Origin of the sequence: Pedobacter agri, from assembly GCF_032678665.1 — a bacterium.
In the GTDB taxonomy this organism is placed as follows: domain Bacteria; phylum Bacteroidota; class Bacteroidia; order Sphingobacteriales; family Sphingobacteriaceae; genus Pedobacter; species Pedobacter agri_A.
In genome coordinates, this window is the sequence record NZ_JAVTSH010000003.1 from 88,997 (window position 1) to 106,940 (window position 17,944).

The 17,944-nt window shown below is 37.6% G+C and carries 12 protein-coding genes; 8 read left to right on the top strand and 4 right to left on the bottom strand.

Features of this window, described 5'->3' with window-relative positions; all coding sequences use genetic code 11:
• Positions 1-33: 33 nt before the first annotated feature.
• The 4 genes from asnB to R2Q70_RS06870 all read right to left on the bottom strand — a co-directional run bounded on the left by asnB (position 34) and on the right by R2Q70_RS06870 (position 6,493).
• Complete coding sequence (asnB, locus tag R2Q70_RS06855) at positions 34-1,839, bottom strand: asparagine synthase (glutamine-hydrolyzing) (protein WP_316806897.1); 1,806 nt, start codon at positions 1,837-1,839, stop codon at positions 34-36.
• A 425-nt stretch (positions 1,840-2,264) separates the two neighbouring features.
• Positions 2,265-2,768 (bottom strand): UpxY family transcription antiterminator, encoded by a 504-nt coding sequence (locus tag R2Q70_RS06860; protein WP_316806898.1) that lies wholly within the window; start codon positions 2,766-2,768, stop codon positions 2,265-2,267.
• 519 nt (positions 2,769-3,287) lie between these two features.
• Complete coding sequence (locus tag R2Q70_RS06865; protein WP_316806899.1) at positions 3,288-5,690, bottom strand: polysaccharide biosynthesis tyrosine autokinase; 2,403 nt, start codon at positions 5,688-5,690, stop codon at positions 3,288-3,290.
• The gene (locus R2Q70_RS06870; protein ID WP_316806900.1) at positions 5,690-6,493 is read right to left on the bottom strand and encodes a polysaccharide biosynthesis/export family protein; all 804 of its coding nucleotides are present in this window, start codon (positions 6,491-6,493) and stop codon (positions 5,690-5,692) included. The genes R2Q70_RS06865 and R2Q70_RS06870 overlap by 1 nt, the downstream gene beginning before the upstream one ends.
• 1,462 nt (positions 6,494-7,955) lie before the next feature.
• On the opposite strand from R2Q70_RS06870, the gene R2Q70_RS06875 reads away from it, so the two are divergent.
• From R2Q70_RS06875 to R2Q70_RS06910, 8 genes are all read left to right on the top strand, one after another.
• The gene (locus R2Q70_RS06875) at positions 7,956-8,699 is read left to right on the top strand and encodes a glycosyltransferase family 2 protein (protein WP_316806901.1); all 744 of its coding nucleotides are present in this window, start codon (positions 7,956-7,958) and stop codon (positions 8,697-8,699) included.
• A 305-nt stretch (positions 8,700-9,004) separates the two neighbouring features.
• Entirely contained in the window at positions 9,005-10,075 is a 1,071-nt protein-coding gene (locus R2Q70_RS06880; RefSeq protein ID WP_316806902.1) for an MraY family glycosyltransferase, read from the top strand.
• A 91-nt stretch (positions 10,076-10,166) separates the two neighbouring features.
• The gene (gene gap, locus R2Q70_RS06885) at positions 10,167-11,162 is read left to right on the top strand and encodes a type I glyceraldehyde-3-phosphate dehydrogenase (RefSeq protein ID WP_316806903.1); all 996 of its coding nucleotides are present in this window, start codon (positions 10,167-10,169) and stop codon (positions 11,160-11,162) included.
• 261 nt (positions 11,163-11,423) lie between these two features.
• Positions 11,424-12,308: an AraC family transcriptional regulator gene (locus R2Q70_RS06890; protein WP_316806904.1), complete on the top strand. Its 885-nt coding sequence runs from the start codon at positions 11,424-11,426 to the stop codon at positions 12,306-12,308.
• A 412-nt stretch (positions 12,309-12,720) separates the two neighbouring features.
• Positions 12,721-13,257, top strand: coding sequence for a hypothetical protein (locus tag R2Q70_RS06895; protein WP_316806905.1), 537 nt, complete (start codon positions 12,721-12,723; stop codon positions 13,255-13,257).
• Positions 13,258-13,343: 86 nt separating this feature from the next.
• Positions 13,344-14,138, top strand: a complete 795-nt coding sequence (locus tag R2Q70_RS06900) for a hypothetical protein (RefSeq protein ID WP_316806906.1) — start codon at positions 13,344-13,346, stop codon at positions 14,136-14,138.
• A complete protein-coding gene (locus tag R2Q70_RS06905) occupies positions 14,131-15,138 on the top strand; it encodes a hypothetical protein (RefSeq protein WP_316806907.1) in 1,008 nt (335 codons plus the stop codon). Before R2Q70_RS06900 ends, R2Q70_RS06905 begins: the two co-directional genes overlap by 8 nt.
• A 48-nt stretch (positions 15,139-15,186) precedes the next feature.
• A complete protein-coding gene (locus R2Q70_RS06910; RefSeq protein WP_316806908.1) occupies positions 15,187-17,925 on the top strand; it encodes a hypothetical protein in 2,739 nt (912 codons plus the stop codon).
• Positions 17,926-17,944 lie beyond the last annotated feature (19 nt).

The following is a 17,944-nucleotide window of genomic DNA, read 5'->3' on the forward strand; positions in this document are numbered from 1 at the left end:
TTCTATATCATAATTAATAAGTGAGAGATGAGATTATGATAGGGAATTTTGATTAAATAATAAGTAAACGGCCAATACTTTCGACCAATGCACTTCTCCGTTTCTAAAATCAGTAATGAGCTTGTCCGCCATTTTATTGTTTGTTTGAATTTTATCCAAACAGGATTCTTTTTGCAGCCATTTTTGGAAGGGAAAAGTAAAACCCATCTTGGGCCTTGCCCAGATGGGCTTTGGTAACAGTGCCTTGAACGAATCAATCAGTAACTGTTTTGGCTGTTTTCCATTGAATTTTAGGTCACTTTTGATTCTTCCGGCAAGGTTAATTAAGTCTTCATCCAGAAAAGGAACCCGAACCTCCACACCGTGTTGCATGCTCATAGCATCAGTGTCTTTGAGCAGCTGATTTTGCATGTAAAGGTTAACTTCCAACCAGCTGGCTTCCTCTTCTGGTTTTAAATGATCAGGTGAGGACACATTAATATTCATGAGCACTTGATCAACCTTTGTAATAGGGAGATTTAAAAATTGTGAAATTTCTGCAGGGGTGAATATGCCCCGAAGAAAAAGATATTTTCCAATCGTGTTATTATAACTTAAATAATGCGCCCTTTTAAAAATAGGTTTTTGAAACCATTTGCCCTTTTTAAGGATCACATTAGGGATTTGTTTTAAAAGGTTAACAAATTTCATTCGCTTGAATGATGGATAACCGCCAAATAACTCGTCAGCACCGATTCCGGATAAAACGGCCTTAAGACCACGTTCCTTTGCGAAATAGTTTACAAACCAGGCATTTACGCCATCCGTACTTGGCTGATCCATTGCGGCTAGTGCTTCGGGGAAAAGTTTCGAAAACAGTAATTCATCTATGGTGAAATCACTGTGTTTGGTATCTGCCTGGTTAACGATTAAGGATTGATAATAGCGCTCAGAAAATTGATCTTCATCGAAATTGAGTGACAGGGAATTGATCTTCTGAGCATTTTTGGCAGACTGAAGTTGATCAGCCAAAAGTGTAATAATGCTGCTATCGATACCACCACTTAAAAAAACGCCGATGGGTGCATCTGAGATCAAATGCTTCTGAACAGCATTTTTTAATACAACATAAATTTGATCAGCCGATTCCTGCCGGTTAATTATTTTATCTTCTTTCTTATTGTTCTTATAGTTTTGAATTTCAAAGTTTTGTTCATCATGATTCCAGCAAAGGTAGTGTGCTTTTGGCAAACTATTAATTTCAGTATAGGTGGTAAAAGGTTCTGGAATATGCCCGAACGCCAGGAAATAAATTTTCCAGTCGGGATTTTCAGTGTATGGATACGATAATTTTTCAAATGCTTTTACCTCCGAAGCAAAGGATAGTGAATTGTTAATCGTACTGTAATACAATGGTTTAATTCCAGATTTATCCCGCACTAGATAGGTTTTATGAATCAAAAGATCATGAAGTGCGAAAGCAAACATGCCATGCAGCTTATCGAAACTTTCTACGCCCCAAGCTTTATAACAGGCTAAGATCACTTCAGTATCGCTCTCGCTATTAAAATGCATCCCCAACGCTTTAAGCATGTCTTTGAGTTCAATGAAGTTGTAAATTTCGCCGTTAAAGGTGATGACCAAATGATTGTGATCATAGAACATAGGCTGATGTCCGGTAGGAGATAAGTCAATCAGGGCGAGGCGTCGATGTCCAAAAACGACACAATTAGTTTCATCGGTATAGAAGCCTTCATCGTCAGGTCCGCCATGTTGCATACGGTCGCACATGCCCCGAACTTCTTTTGCAAGTTTTGCTGGCTTTTTGCTTTTATCAATTATACCTGCAATGCGACACATTTTATTTTACAATTGCTCTATTTCCCCGTATCTATACTCCATTCACTATTTCCAATCCCTGTTTCCCCCTTCGCACAGGTTAATTTCCTTTTTCCTTGCCTATTCTATCTTTTTACGTTAGAGGCCGGGCACAGCTTCGCCCCCTCAGTCACATCTTCTTTTAAAAAATGACTAATTACGCTACCGCGTTGTATGCTTTCCAGCAAAACACACGATTTATATTTTACAAAATTAAATAGTTTCTATCAACTATTCAATCTGTGATTTTTTGTTCAACGGTTATCCCAACGACATTTTGTATAATCGTAATCTCGAACAACATTTTTCATGTTGGAGAGATCTCATTCCGAGTACCTCTTTAAAAAGATCTCTCCTCGTACCTCGTTCGAGATGACGTGACCGAAGCCTTGTCAATTCCCCATCCCTTACAATGGCTCCACAAATGCCATCGACGTATTAATCTCAATCGAATACCCGATATTATCTAAACGTAAAATAATACGTTGTTTATTATGAAAAGAAACCATTTCTGCAATCATATCCTTAAACGGACCAGCTTTCACAATCACTTTATGTCCAGGTTTGATCTCGTGATCAAACACGATCAAATCCTCATCAGTAGCCAATAATAATTTGAGATGCTCAATTTGCTGCTCAGGCATGGATGCTATTTTTCCTGAAAAGTAAAGAAATCTGGCGACGCCATTTGTCATTAAAACCTCGGCATATTCTTTGGACGAAATATACACAAAGAGATAAGATTTGATCAGCGGTTCTTCAACAATCTTTTTACGATCACTCCATTGTTTAAGTGTTTTACGCAAAGGTAAATAGCTCACAATTCTCTTTCGGACTAATTCATCATGCGCTTTTTTTTCTGCCCTCGATCGCGTGTAAACAGGATACCACCTGTAGTTTTGATCAATCATAATGCAAAATACGGGTTTGTGATGAATAACGAATAGCAATTTGGTATAAACCTGAAGGCTTAAATGAGAGATGATGCAAAAATTGTATATAATTGGGACGAGCAATCATCAATGAGATTGTTGTTTTTATACGGTAAATCTGTTCGGGATAATGCAAAATCAAAACTACTTAAATCTTATAGCAATATCGGTTTTTATTCAAGTTTATTGTTGCGAAATGTCAATTTATGACTTGCACCCTCTCAAGATTAAGAACATGCTAAATCGACAGCAGTTTAGGATCTAAATTACTCATTATTTCCCGTATAAAAGGTATAGCTTACATGGCTTAATTCGCTATATATTAATTGAAATATTTACAAGCATTTATGGTGTAAGTGCAATGATTTACTCGGGATGTGGGGAAAAATAAAGGTTCGCTGAAAATCTATATCCTCTATGCTTCTAATCTGGTTACTTAAATTAACTAAAAGGGGTTTCGTGAACTCTACCTAGCCACCCAACCAACCAAAAATCAACTTACTTTTTCTGCCAAAACATCCACCATTTTCTATCCTCCTGATCGTAATAGCCGCTATCACCATTGCCAGTGTAGCTGGAATAGTAATACGTCCCCGAGCCACTCTGCGTATAATTGCTTGTATGCATATTAGAATGCAAAAGCTCATTATCAAATGAGTTTAAGATGATTGATATGTTATTTAAAGCATATTCTTTTGATAATCTTTCAGGTACAGATGCAGCGCTAAATTTAGAAACGCCTGATCTAATGATGAATAAATTGATGTCTGCCTGTTTAATAATTGGGATAGAGTCTGAAACCAAACCTACAGGAGCAGTATCGATAATTACATACTCATATCTTTTTCTAAGTTCATCAATTAAAGCCTTCATTCTGTTACTGTGCAATAACTCTGATGGGTTGGGAGGCACCGGGCCAGAAGTGATATAGTCAAAATGATGGGCTTCGTCTTTTTGAATGACACTATCGAGATCACTTTGTGCAGAAAGATAGGTGCTCAATCCTGTTAGGTTTGGAGAGTCAAAAGCTTTGTGAAGCTTAGAGCGGCGTAAATCGGCAGCAACCAAAATAATATTCTTATCAATGATGCTTAATGTGCCCGCCAAATTTAAACTAACGAAAGACTTTCCCTCACCAGAAATTTCAGAAGTAATACAAATGACTTTGTTTTCTTTATCAGAGGCTAAGAAACTTAGGTTTGTTCTCACCGATCGAACTGATTCAGCAAAAATCGACTTTGGTTTTTCCAGCGATAACATTTGCTGCGTTTCGCTGGTTAGCTTTCTCTTAAATTTCAAGATCACGCCAATAATCGGAATACTGGTCAAACCTTCAACAGTTTCGACATCATAAATATATGGATTAATGACCCTAACTAAAATGATCAGGCCGATTCCGAGGATTAAACCACCCATCATATAGGTAGAATAAATCTGACTGGCAACAGGGGCAATCGGGTAAAAGGATGGTTGAGCCTCATTAATCACGCTGGCACCAGGAGTAACCGCTGCCGAGCTAATTTGTGCAGTCAGTTTTTTCTCAAATAAAAGGGAGAACATTCTCTGGTTAATATCAAAGTTGCTTTGTAGTTTAGCAAAATCGTTCTCTTTTTCAGGTAGTTGATTCAATGAACCATTAACTTTGGCAATTTCATTGTTAATCAGATCGATGGTTTTTTGATTCCTGTTCTTCAAAGATTTGATGTTGCCGTAAATCAATTGTTTTACATCATTTATCTGCTCATCAATCTGTTTAACAGGTGCTGCATCTGCATTAAACTGATTAAGCTTTAGCTCACGGTTAGCAATAAGACTACCCAATTGAGAAATCAATGCAGGTAATCCCAAACTGGCAACCCCGTCTATATCTAGGTTCAGCCTGATTTTTTCTTGATTAGCCTTTACCTGCTCTTCCAGTTGCTGAATGGAGAACTTCTGAAAATCGAGCTCGGTTTTTTGAGTTTGCAGGGTAGACAGTTTTCCAATATTAAATTGCTTATCGGTTATCGGGTCAACTATGTTGCTTCCTGATCTGTAGTTTGACAGGTTTTTGCCCGATTGATCAACTTGTTTATTTAGAAAATCAATCTGACTATCCAGATAAGCAATGGTTTGTTTGGCTGATCTTTTTTTCTGTTCTGCATCATTAATAATATATTCCTGAATAATGGCATTGAGTATATCTGCCGAAAAAGTTGGATTGACATCGGTATGGGTAACGTTCATGATGTTGCTATACTTTTCAGCTTCAAAAATATTCAGTCCTCCGGCAGCCCGTCCGTAAAAATCACTTTTCGCATTAAACTTAAAACTATAATCTCCAACGGATGGAATTGAGCTGTTGATTCGGAAAAGCATATTTCCAAGGGATATATCTGCACCGTATTTAAATTTCATTCTGTTATCAGGCTGATCTTTGGTACTGATCTCGAAATGACTGCGATCTATTGGTTTTACCACATAAATGGAACGGGAAAAGTTAACACTATCTTGCGCAATAATTTCAACCTTAAAAGGAATATTGGGGTACAATTCAGAGGTCAGAATCCGTCCGGTTAAATAATATGATATCTTATAATCTAAACGGGTTATTGCTTTATTAATCACATCTTGGGAACGCATTACGGTAGCTTCCGTCTGGATATTATTACTTTGGTAATAGCGACTATAATTCCTCATGCCATTGGCATTTCCAGCAACTTCTGATTGATCATCATCGAGTTTTAAGGATGCACTAGTGGTGTAAGTGGGTGGAATTGTTCTGATGTATAACCAGGCAATGATAAAACTAATTATCACACAGCCGGCTATCCAATACCATCTGCTTAAAAATATACGGACAACCTTCCAATAATTGATCTGTTGATCTACAAGTACACTTTTTACTGGCTGAGTTTCCATTATTTAGTAATTGTTAGAATCAAAAGCGCCAAATTTATAACCACCAACAGAGGCTGTACAAGGTTATTTATTGAAGTCATTTTTTCAGCTAAAGCCGCAGATTTGGTAGTTTGAAGATAAATAATATCGTTGTTTTGAAGGATTAACTTTTTGCTGGCCAAACTATTAATATCGTTTAAATTGACATAAATAAGCTCTGGATTTGCCCGATCTCCTCTTATAATTTTTAATGTTTTTGGATCAGCTGCTTTGTTAATACCACCTGCTTCTCCTATAATGTCAATTAAGGTGGTATTGTCTTTTTCAAGAAGAAAATTCCCTTGTCGAGCAAATTCACCAAGTAATGTCACTTTGAGGTTCACCACATTAACCTCTATAATAGGATCTTTTAACAACTTCTCTTTATAAAGCGATTGCAGTTTTATTGCGGCTTCTCTTCTGGTTAAACCAGCTATTTCCACCTTTCCTATGGCAGGAAGATCAACCTTTCCATCAAGGTCAACTGAATAGGATTGAACACCCGAACCATTTCCCGATCCCCCTGATGTTTGTGCTATAGTGGCGCCAATAGCACCAAATTCCTTGTTTTGCAAATTCCTCACAGCCAATTGGTCATTTGCTTTGATGCGATAATATAGATCGCCTATCCCTTGGTTATTAACCACATAAACTTGCTTTAGAGTATCCGTTATGATATCTGTAGGAGCATTAAATAAAGTTTTTTCCTTGCGTACAGCACATGAGGAAAGTAGCAAAATAATAGTTAAAGGAATAAACAGTATAAATAGCAGGTTTCTAAGCATATCTCAAGGCTGGACTGATTTTTTCTGTGTCTTGTATTCACTAAGCAGCATCAATTGTCTTGCTAGCTTAGACAAAGGCAAAATTACATCATTATTGATTTAAATGAAACATCATATGAAATAAACTCAAATGTAATAAAATGATAGTATGATAACGTCCTTTATAATAATTCTGCTACCAAAGTTTAGCATAAAACATTTGTAAAGTTTTTACTCCTTCGAAATTTCAAATATGAATGAACAAAGTGAACGCAGGTTAAATTCATTTACGAAGTTAAATTTGTGATACAAGCTACTTAAAATATGAAATGTATTAGGGTATTAATCTTAATCTCAGTATTTTCTACCAATGCGTTTGCACAGGGTAGTGCATCCGGCTGCTTATTAAGTGATAACAGAGTTTATACAAGCTATACATCATTATTGGGAGCTAGATTATATGCTTCAGGACCGTCCATTTCTTTATCTCCCAATTATTGCTCTTGGTCTGGTCCGAAAAGTGTTAATTGCAATGTATGTTTTGGCGCAATTAACGCCGCAGGTTTATTATGTATCGGTGGACCAGTCCTACAAGGTCATCAGGGCTTTTATACAATGGTCGAATGCAGCATTGACGACTATTCTTGGGCTTTAAGTGCTTTTGCTGCTGCTCTAGGCTTAATATTCATTAGAAAGAGAAAAATTACTTGAACCATCTTATCCCAAAATCATTTTAACTAAAAAATTAATAACTGACCAATAGATTCTCCTTTTAAACATTACCATGAGTGTTTAATTAATTAACATTAAAAGTGGAATGTTTCAGCTCTGATGAAGTACTTGAGCAGCTATCATTATGGTCCAATTAATATTAAAAATCCGATAAAACTATGAAAAGTCCATCAATAGAAGTAAAATGTGCACTCGTTGTGGTGCTAAATTTTGAAGTGTGTAGAATCCCAACAAACGAAAGCGCTCAAATATTACTCAGCTGAAATAAGAATTTGGCTCATTCCATCTTATGGCTTGCAATCAAATTATTGATTAATGGTAAATTTTGCCAATTCAACTTATACTAACATATATAGGTTTAAAAGATATATCTATGTATCTCAAATATTTCTTATGATGAATAGGGATATCACTGTTACTTTTAGTAAAATTAGGTTTATCATTACATTTTAGTTATCGCTCTATCCCAAAGAAAATTTTCCGAGTTTAGATACCTAATCAGGTTATCAATAATTATTATCGTATCAATACCCGTCTAGGGTGTTTTCAATAATCGTTTTATGTGCTTAATATTAACCATAAATAGTTCCTAAATCTCATATTGGCTAGCCTTGGTTGAGTTTTTACTGTGGGCGGAAAAAGGAGGCCTATTGTATTCATAGTCCCATCGATAATTATCTCTCACTAATTCATATCTTTACCTCAGGTATTGGATTTTTGAAAATAAGAAAAAGGCAAGTCAGAGTTATAGATGAAGATTTCAATTATTACAGTAGTTTATAATGGAGAAAGATACATAAAGGACTGTATTGATTCTGTTATTCACCAATCTTATCAAGATATCGAATACATTATAATTGACGGTTGTTCTACCGATTCTACTCTGCAGACAATAACAAAATATAAGCGATACATTACTCATTTTGTGTCTGAAAGAGACAATGGCTTATACGATGCCATTAATAAAGGAATTAAAATAGCCACGGGCGAAGTGGTTGGAATACTTAATGCGGATGATACTTTGGTAAGCAAAGATGTTATTCAAGAAATTGCAAATGCTTTCAATAATGATGAGGAAATACAGGCCATTTATGGTGACCTCAACTATATTAATCCAATAAAAAATACAATTGTGCGGAAATGGAGGTCTTACAGGGCCGGGGCAAAGGATATAGAAAAAGGTTGGATGCCCGCCCACCCTACGCTCTATATCAAGACTGACTTGTTTAGGAAATACGGTCATTATGCATTGGACATGGGCACAGCTGCTGACTATGATCTTATTCTGCGATACTTTCATACCCATAATATCAAGGCAACTTATCTCTCGATGCTAATGGTGAGTATGCGAATAGGGGGGGTTAGTAATAAAAATTTTGCAAGCATTTGGCGGGCAATGGAAATGGACTATAAGGCATTAAAACGGAATAAAATACCAAACGCCTTATTGGTTTTGGTCAAGAAAAAGCTTAATAAGTTTAGTCAATTTTGCTGATGGTTGCATTTTACTTTCAACTATTTATCAGTCTTAAATGCTGGCATCGAAGTCAATTAGTAAATAGAACACAATAAATAGAGTCTAGGTCTTGCGACTAATTCTAAATTTATTGCCTTAATTTACTAATGGTTATTCATTTATCTTATAGTCTACACCAACATCCCTAACAAACAAACCTTCAATCTCGCCCAAGAAGGAGACCCACAAATGAATCGATTTTTTTGACGATGTTGATTTAATTCATAATTTACTGACGCAAAAACCAATATCAATTCCTATATTTGTTTTAAACCGTTCCCGTTTTGTTTGTAGATTTAATCAGCAGTTATCCACTCATTTTTTATGGTGCGATAGCTTTTTTGTCATTTTTGATTGTACTGGTTAGTATTCCATCGATCATCTTTACCTCGCTGAAATATAATTTATTCGATAAAAATGATTTACACCGTAAAAATCATAAGTTAAATATATCCCGACTGGGGGGGGTATCTATTGTGGCTAGTTTTATCGTTTGCATTTTATTGTTTTCAGCAATGATCAACTTTAAGGAGGCAAACTATCTAACCGTTTCATGCCTTATACTTGCAGCATTAGGATTAAAAGATGATGTTTATGGCACTAATACTCGAACGAAGTTTACTCTTCAACTTCTTGTGGCAGCAATATTGGTTTTCTTTGGTGGCTTTAGGCTGAGCAGTTTGTATGGTGTTTTTCATATCGGTGATATGGATTTGCTTTGGGGTGGTCTTTTTTCAATTATACTTATCATTTTTTTGAATAACGCATTTAATCTGATTGATGGCATTGATGGACTGGCTGCAGGCATAGGGATTTTAGCAAGCATATGTTTCGGAGTCGCATTAGCAATTTCACAATATATCCCTTATGCTTTTATCGCTTTCGCTTTAGCTGGTGCAATTGCAGGGTTTTTAAAGTATAACTGGTATCCTGCAAAAATCTTTATGGGTGATACCGGGGCATTGATTATCGGCCTAACAACTGCTACCTTGGCTATAAAATTTATCGAGATCAATAAATTCACCGGCGAGAATAAACCGACTTTCTATTCAGCGCCTGCTATAGCTGTTTCCATTCTAATCGTGCCGATATTCGACTCACTCAGGGTGTTCACAATTCGCATATTGAGAGGTAAATCTCCGTTTTCTGGCGATCGGGATCATATCCATCATCGATTAGAACGCTTAGGTTTGAAGCCTAACCAAATTGTTTGGATAACCGTTGCACTCAATATCTTCATTATAACCTCGACGGTGTTACTTCAACACTTCGGTAATTTTTTATTAATTGTGCTCTTAATTCTCACTTGTGTCATCTACAACTCTTTTATTACCTGGCGCTTAAGGAAAATATAAAGTTTATTTACTGTAAATAAATAACGGCATGTGATCTCTGTAACTTTAATGTTAAAATAAAGACTAATTTTGCGTTTTAATCATAGAAAGAATGAGGCTCGCAATTAATGGTTTCGGTAGAATAGGAAGAACGTTTTTACGTTTGGCTTTGGCAGAGGGTTTTGACGTTGTTGCAATAAATGATCTGGCTGACGCCAAAACAATGGCGCACCTTTTCAAATATGATAGCGTTCATGGTGTTTACCCAAAACAAGTTTGTGCAAAGCCTGACGCTATAGTGATTGGAAGCTTGTCCATTCCTGTCTTTTCAATGAAGGATGCAGGTAATCTCCCCTGGTCCGCGCTAAGAGTAGATATAGTCATAGAATGTACTGGCAGAAACCTGACAACAGAGGCTGCAAAAGCACACGTTCAGGCTGGCGCAAAGCAGGTGTTGATTTCTGCCCCTGCGGCCGATGATATTCCAATGCTGGTTTTGGGTGTCAATGATGATAAAATTGATCTATCAAGCCTGGTGTTATCCAACGCAAGTTGTACAACCAATAATATTGCGCCTATGATCAAAATATTAAATGACAATTGGGGTGTGGAAGAGGGTTATATTACCACGATTCATTCCATGACTGGTGATCAAAACCTGCATGATGCCAATCACAAAGATTTAAGACGCGCAAGAGCTGCATCATCTTCCATTATTCCAACAACTACGGGGGCAGCTAAAGCTATTACCCATATATTCCCCGAATTGGATGGACGTTTGGGGGGGGCTGGAATTAGGGTGCCTGTTTTAAATGGTTCACTGACTGATTTCACCTGTTTGTTAAAAAGCAAAACTACGATAGAAGAAATCAACGCGGCATTTAAAAAGTCCGCGGAAAATGAGATGAGTGGGATTTTAGCTTATACAGAGGATCCCATTGTTTCGGTTGATATCATAGATAGCCCGTATTCTTGTACGTTCGACTCACTACTAACCTCAATCGTTGGAGATATGGTGAAGGTAGTAGGCTGGTATGATAATGAGTTCGGATACAGTAGCAGACTTATTGATGTTGTAAAAAAAATAGACATTGTATCTCAAGGATAATCTTTTCTGCACACTTGATAATATAAAGTCATACCTTTTGTTTAGCTTGATGCGATTTTTTCCAATTCATTCTATAGTAATCGGCAACATTGATTCCAGCGTTGTGCGAGCAATCGCTGAATTAATAAAATCCATTTTTAGGGGTATCGCATATTGTATTTTTTTACAACCATTGGTTGTGAAGACGATCTTCATAATGAGACAGGAATAAGTTATCTTCGGGACGCTTGTCTATATTGTCCCTATGGTGAGATTAACGAATTGAATACAACGATTGCTCCAACAAATATTGATGCTTTAGTTAAGGATCATATTTATATAAGTCGTACTTCAGAAGCTCTGATAAAGATCCAGAATCCTTTCAAAGCACAGCGCTGGCCATTTTTTACGATTTTGTTCTCAACAGGAGAAGAAGTATATCATTGTATTGAGAATGAAAAAGTTCACATTCCTGTGAATCAGTTTCTTTTCATCGGTCCAGACCGTCACCATTCCTTTTTTGATAGTGAGAGCGAAAAGCTCTGGATGATTACTTTTGATTATGGTTTTTATGCAAGGACACCAGCTGACGCAAGTTTTATTCAAAACACGCCGCTATTCTTCGATCAGAATAAAGTCTATTTAAGCAGCCCATCTGTAGATATACTGGAATATGTAGAACTGCAGGTAAAATATATGCAACATATGCTCTCTCAGCTGTCTAATCCCATGGTGGTGGATATTATGCACAATGCTGTTCAGGCTATTTTGCTAAGGTCAACTTATTATCATCAGGGCTTAACGAGTCCAGAGATTCATGCCAACACCCAGGAAGATAAAAAGATTGCTACCCGCTTTAGGGAGATATTACATCTTAATTTTCATCATGCTAAGAAACTTGATTTTTATGCAGAGGAACTTCGTATCAGCCCCCGGAGACTAAATCAGGCAATTATCAATATTCATGGTCGATCAGCAAAACAGCTGGTTACCGAAAAAATCTTTGAAGAGGCGAAAGCGTTACTGGCGCATAGCGCCCTTACGATAAAAGAAATCAGCTACCGCATCGGGTTTTCTGAAGAAAATAATTTCAGCGCTTTTTTCACTAAGCATTCTGGCTATAGCCCAAAAAAATACAGAAATCTTCAAATGAATCTAGGCCTCTAGCACATTTCCCAATAATTCCTAATCAAATATTTTATAAACTTTGTCTTCTTCTGAAGTCAAATGTGCTTTCCGTGCTTTCCGGTGCTGACTTATTTAGTTACATTTTAACGTGTTATTCGTCTGTTTAGTCATACAAAAGTCTTGTTGTTGATAATTGTCAATAGTATCTTTTTATTTTTAATAAATTGTAAATGAGTGTTTTAGCGTATCTTATACTAAGATGTAGATGCTGTAGTTTTTTTAATACTTTTTATGTCTTTTTTAATATTTTTTCGATGCGCTATTCGAAATACCTTTGCACTCCGTTCAAAACAGAAAGTAACTGAAAAATTACAGAAAATTAAGTGGTGATTTTTTGATGAAGGGAAAACAAAAATAACATAAAAAACAAAAAAAGCAAACTATAAAAGACATGAGATCACTTATTACCATTTTCGCAACTATCATTTTTTTAGCCTTTCAACAAACAGCTTCAGCACAAACTGATAACGCAACACTGAACATTCGCCTGTATCCAATACAGACTATCACAGTAAATGCTACCCAGAAATCTGTTAACTTAGATTATAAAACAACTGCGGATTACGCAACTGGCGTAAGCTCAACTCAGGCAGATCACTTAACGGTTTATTCAACGGGTGCTTTCGTAGTAAAAGTAAAATCAGCAGGTACGACACTTCAAGGTCAAAGATCTACAATTGATGCTAGTGATGTTGTGATTACACCAATCGCTGGTACCACTAATCAACTGGCTAACGTTACTTATAATGCACGTAACCTAAGCAACAGCGATCAGCCTATCATCACCAGTACTACAGGAAGCGTAAATAAAAATTTCAATATTACTTACAAGGCTTCAGGTGCGGATAAATATGTTGACAAATATTTCAAAACTGAGAACCCGACAGTTTACACCACAGTGGTAACTTACACAATAGAGGCTAACTAATAGTCTTGATCAGCTAAAATAGGGCAACACTGGAAATGTATCCATTGTTGCCTTTTTTGTATATTTGTATTTCTATATCTGCCTCCATGAAAAGACAAATTATTCTGTTTCTCCTTATCCTTTCGCTGTTGTCATTTAAAGTTATTGCGCAAACAGGTCTTTCTGTTACTCCGCCGAGAGTGTATTTTACTGTAGACAGGGGGCAATCTCAGAAACAGGTGGTAACAGTGAGTAACGTTAGTAAGACTGCTGCTTTAGACTTAAGTGTTTCTTTGAATGATTGGGATTATGATTTGAAAGGAAATAATAATATATATGAAGCTGGGAAAATTACTTCATCATGCGCGGCATGGGTGTCGGTATTACCTTCATCATTTTTTTCGCTTGCGCCTGGAGAGCAGAAAGATATAGAAGTTCAGGTTTCTCCCCCTGCAAATTTGACTGATACCCTACCGGTTCATACCGCGATGTTATACATCACCCAGCTTAATCCTTTTGACGACGTAAATGAGAAAGGAGCTAATATAAAAGTAGCCATTAGAACCGGGATCAAGCTTTATCAACGGTATCCCACCACCCGGCGTGCAGACCTCGATATTACTGGGTTTTCCCAAAAACAAAATCTGCTTACTTTGAAATTTATCAATACCGGCAATGTCTGGGCCGATGGAACTGCAACCTGTGAACTGCTGGAACAAAAATCAGGCAAAAAAACAGTTCTAAAAGATATTGTCTTTTACTCACTTCCTGGTAATATAAGGGAACTGTATTTTGACTTGCCAAAGGATTTGCAAAAAGGGGATTATGTTGCCTCAGCTATTCTCAATTATGGCGAAGACACGACAGTGAAATTAGCAGAATTGGAATTCAAACATGAATAGATACCTTTTACTTACCCTCTTCTGTGTGTTTTCGTTTAGCGGGAGGATTTTTGCACAGGCAAGAATTTCAGCGAGCAATCAGAATTATATCTCCGTGTCCACTTCCAAAGATCAGACCATTGCCAATACCTTTCAAATACAATTGGATGTACTGGGGTTTAACCGGAATTACCCTGATTGGAGTTTAGGTATGATTCTGCTGCAACCTATTACCAATTCAGAAGGTAAAACTTTTCCCTTTAACAAACTCAAATTAAAGTTAAGTGCGGTAAACGGAACTACGTTTGCCCAGATTGGAAGCGGGACAGTTCCCGTACCGATATCTGCTCCTGGAGTGAGATCAATGATGATTACCTCCTCTAATTATCCTTTGAGCACAGGTTTTTTTGGCTTTTATGACATCATCGTTTTTAAAGTGGATCTGATTATCGAAGGGGGTACATATATGGATGCGCTGAAATCGTGGCAAGCCTACGCGCTGAATATGGCATTTGTACTGTTGGACAGAAATGGAAATGAACTGGGCAGATCTAGCGCTGTTAATGGAATGCAGGTCAGGCCAGATGGAAGTTATCAGTCTCCGGTTAGTTATGGTATTCAGGTGCAGGACAATGCCCGCTCGGCATTGTTGGAACTCAAAACAATGAGTGATTATGCCAATGGTGCATCAGTAAGTTATGCCAATGGACTAAGCGTCACCGCAGCTACCCCTTTTGCTGTACAGGTGAGAATGGGTAGCGCAAATTTCAGCTCAGGAAGAAATGCGCTTCCAGTGTCAGTTGCTAATGTTAATCTATCCCCATCAACCGGGGGGACAGGAGGTAGCATTCAATTGTCGGAAACATCTCAGACAATACTAAATGGTGGCAGTATTACCGGATCTTCTCAGGTTTACCGCTATAATTTACGATATTTTACGACAGCCAATGATGCCAGGCTGATCAATGCAGTGCCGGAATCTTATACTGGCATTGTGATTTATGAAGTCATTCCGCAGTAGTAAGGCATGTTTGGATTCATTATACGGGTTTTTTTATTCTGCTGGCTGATGGTATTTGCTCAGGCATCCTCCACGCATGCACAGCAACAAGGATTGGTGGAGATTTCTGCCGATACCGTTGTAGAGCTCGGTAGTGAGAAGCTTATTTCCTTAAGCGTAAAGGTGACCAATGCTTCACCTTTGTCTTTCGACGGGGTTGTTTCTCCTGAAACACCCAAAGGATACAAAAAGGTCGGTGAACCGTCTTTAAAGATTCATTTGGACGCAGGTGCTCATGCTTATTTTCCTTTTAAGTTTTTGATACTGAATTCTGCCATGTCTGGAAAAGGAGAGATTAAGTTCAATCTCGCAGATCAAACAGGAAAGATTGTTTCGCGATCTACGGCTCTATTAAATCTCCCGGCGGTCCGGGCCAGCGGATTACTGATCGCCACGCCGAATCTGCTATTAAAAAATATTGGGGATTCTTTAAACGTAAAAATCATTGTTCGCAATGCTGGCAATCAAAAGGAAGACCTAAAGGTTGTGGCTGCTTTTCCTGCAACAGAAGGAGAGGGGAAACAGATCGTTGAACAGTCCTTGACGCTGCTTCCTGGCAGTGAAAAAGAAATTTATTTTTCACGAATCATCACCAAGCAAATACACGAGCTCAGTAGTTTTTACATTAATGTCGCTGGCCTATATAAAAACGGAGATTTATTTGCTAACGGGGTTGCATTTGTTCAAAACGCAGCGCAGGAAAGGCAATTTTCTGCCCCCGCCCAAGATCGCCTGCTGACATCACGCTTTGCGACAGATCAGATTTCGCTCAATGGACAAAACTTATTTTCTGACTCTCAGTCATGGCAGTTAAGTGGTGGCGGCGCAGCTCAGGTTGGTTCAGGGTTGCTGGCTTTCAATGTAGATGCCTATCAATGGAAAAACATATCCAACAAACCTTTGATCAGTAATACATGGGTGAATTATGAAGAAAAGAGATATGGCGCTACAATTGGGAACATTACAGAAAACTTAGAGAGTTTCATTAACGGTAGAGGCATCAAAGTTTATAGCAAAAAGGAAGACGATATTCATGGAATCGAGTTTGGAGCAGTCGAACGTTCATTTAATCTTTTAGGCGATAATTTTAACTATGGATATGCGGCTTATGCAAAACTGAATTCATCCTTATTAAATCCCGGGGCAATGAATTCGAGCATTATTTTTGATTATTCCCCGATAGACCAGACCCGATCGATATTATCATCCAACACTGTTTCTGTATTTAACCGAAAAACTTTCTCACTTAACTTTATGGGAGGCGGAGGTCTTTCGCAAAATCTTTCAGACCCGCATGATATTAAACCCTCCCTGGCTTTAGGATCAAATATAAATGCTTCACTTGGAAAGTATACGTTGACAAGTAATAACTACTACTCAAGTGCTTACTATCCTGGCATCAGACGAGGAGTGATGCAGTTCAATGAGCGCATCAGCCGATATCTGGGCAAGCAATATATTTGGATGGGCTATAATCATTACAGTTTCGATCCTCAATATCAGCGTGGATTTAACTTTTTCCAGCGTGATTACAGACTGCAAAGGCTGGAATTAGGATGGGCTCGCCCCCTTGGTACTACTGCAAACCTTACGCTTACCATGTCTAACGAGCGGGAGCAGGCTTCTTATAATTTTATAAATAGCGGTATCAGTAAGTTAAATTCTTTTCGGTTAAATGAATCTATCAACTGGCATAGTACGAATTTTAAACAAAACATTTTTATTACACTGGAAAACGGTTTCGCAAAATACTTGTCGAAAAACGAATTGCAGCTCAGGTTAAATGCCAACTGGTCTCATCCCTTTTTTAATTTAAATGTATATTATCAACGTGGTAGCTTTTTAATTGCGGAGTCAATTCAGAATAACCCAATCGATGATATATCAAGGCTAAGTGTTTCTCCCGCTTTACATCATAGATTCTTTAAACAAAAACTAAGACTCGAAGCAGGACTGGTCTATTATCGAGATGCTATTTTTGGCAATAATATCACTTATACCATTCGTTCAGAAATGCAGATCACCCCTAAAAGTTCATTTTACCTGGGGAGCTACCAATACCAATACCGTAATCAATTTGCCCAGTCTACCTTCCGCAGTTTGCAGGCTGGGGTTACTCAGAAACTTCCACAGCCCAAAGCTCACACTCCAGGAAAAAAGGGTGATTTGGAGGTGTTGTTTTTTATCGATCGAAACCAAAACGGCACTTTTGATGCGGGTGAGTTACCTGCTCAAAATTTTAATATTCTGATCAATCGTACCATATTTGTAGTTCCAGCAGATGGAAAAATCAGGTATAATAAGATGCCTTATGGAAATTATGTGGTGAGTATGCCGATACAGAACGGGTTTCAGGTCGATCCGCAGGAAATCGCTATAAATGGGAAAAAATTAGCGTTAACTATTCCGCTTCAGCGTAATGGAAATGTCTCAGGAAATGTGAAAGTTGACTATCAGGAAAATAAAAGTGTAGATGGTGCATTAACACTTGCCGGAATCAATATTGTATTTGTAAATGATAAAGGAATGATTAGAGCTGTAAAGACAGGAGATCAGGGGAATTATTCGATAAGCCTTCCTTTAGGGAATTATAAGGTTTATCCCGAAAATAGAACGCTTCCTCTAAATACTTCATTCGATTCCGCTCCTCAGTCAATCGCTGTCATCAGTGAGCAAAATACGCAGGTTGGCGAAATAGTTTTAAAGGTTAAAGAGAAAAAGATCGAAATCAAAAGGTTTAAGAATTAAAAAATCATATGTCAGTTGA

Coding starts and splice junctions, on each gene's coding strand:
- R2Q70_RS06875 (WP_316806901.1), top strand. CDS start 7,956: ATGAAGATTTCAATTATTACAGTAGTTTATAATGGAGAAAGATACATA.
- R2Q70_RS06865 (WP_316806899.1), bottom strand. CDS start 5,690: ATGGAAACTCAGCCAGTAAAAAGTGTACTTGTAGATCAACAGATCAAT.
- R2Q70_RS06905 (WP_316806907.1), top strand. CDS start 14,131: ATGAATAGATACCTTTTACTTACCCTCTTCTGTGTGTTTTCGTTTAGC.
- gap (WP_316806903.1), top strand. CDS start 10,167: ATGAGGCTCGCAATTAATGGTTTCGGTAGAATAGGAAGAACGTTTTTA.
- R2Q70_RS06860 (WP_316806898.1), bottom strand. CDS start 2,768: ATGATTGATCAAAACTACAGGTGGTATCCTGTTTACACGCGATCGAGG.
- R2Q70_RS06870 (WP_316806900.1), bottom strand. CDS start 6,493: ATGCTTAGAAACCTGCTATTTATACTGTTTATTCCTTTAACTATTATT.
- R2Q70_RS06895 (WP_316806905.1), top strand. CDS start 12,721: ATGAGATCACTTATTACCATTTTCGCAACTATCATTTTTTTAGCCTTT.
- R2Q70_RS06910 (WP_316806908.1), top strand. CDS start 15,187: ATGGTATTTGCTCAGGCATCCTCCACGCATGCACAGCAACAAGGATTG.
- R2Q70_RS06900 (WP_316806906.1), top strand. CDS start 13,344: ATGAAAAGACAAATTATTCTGTTTCTCCTTATCCTTTCGCTGTTGTCA.
- asnB (WP_316806897.1), bottom strand. CDS start 1,839: ATGTGTCGCATTGCAGGTATAATTGATAAAAGCAAAAAGCCAGCAAAA.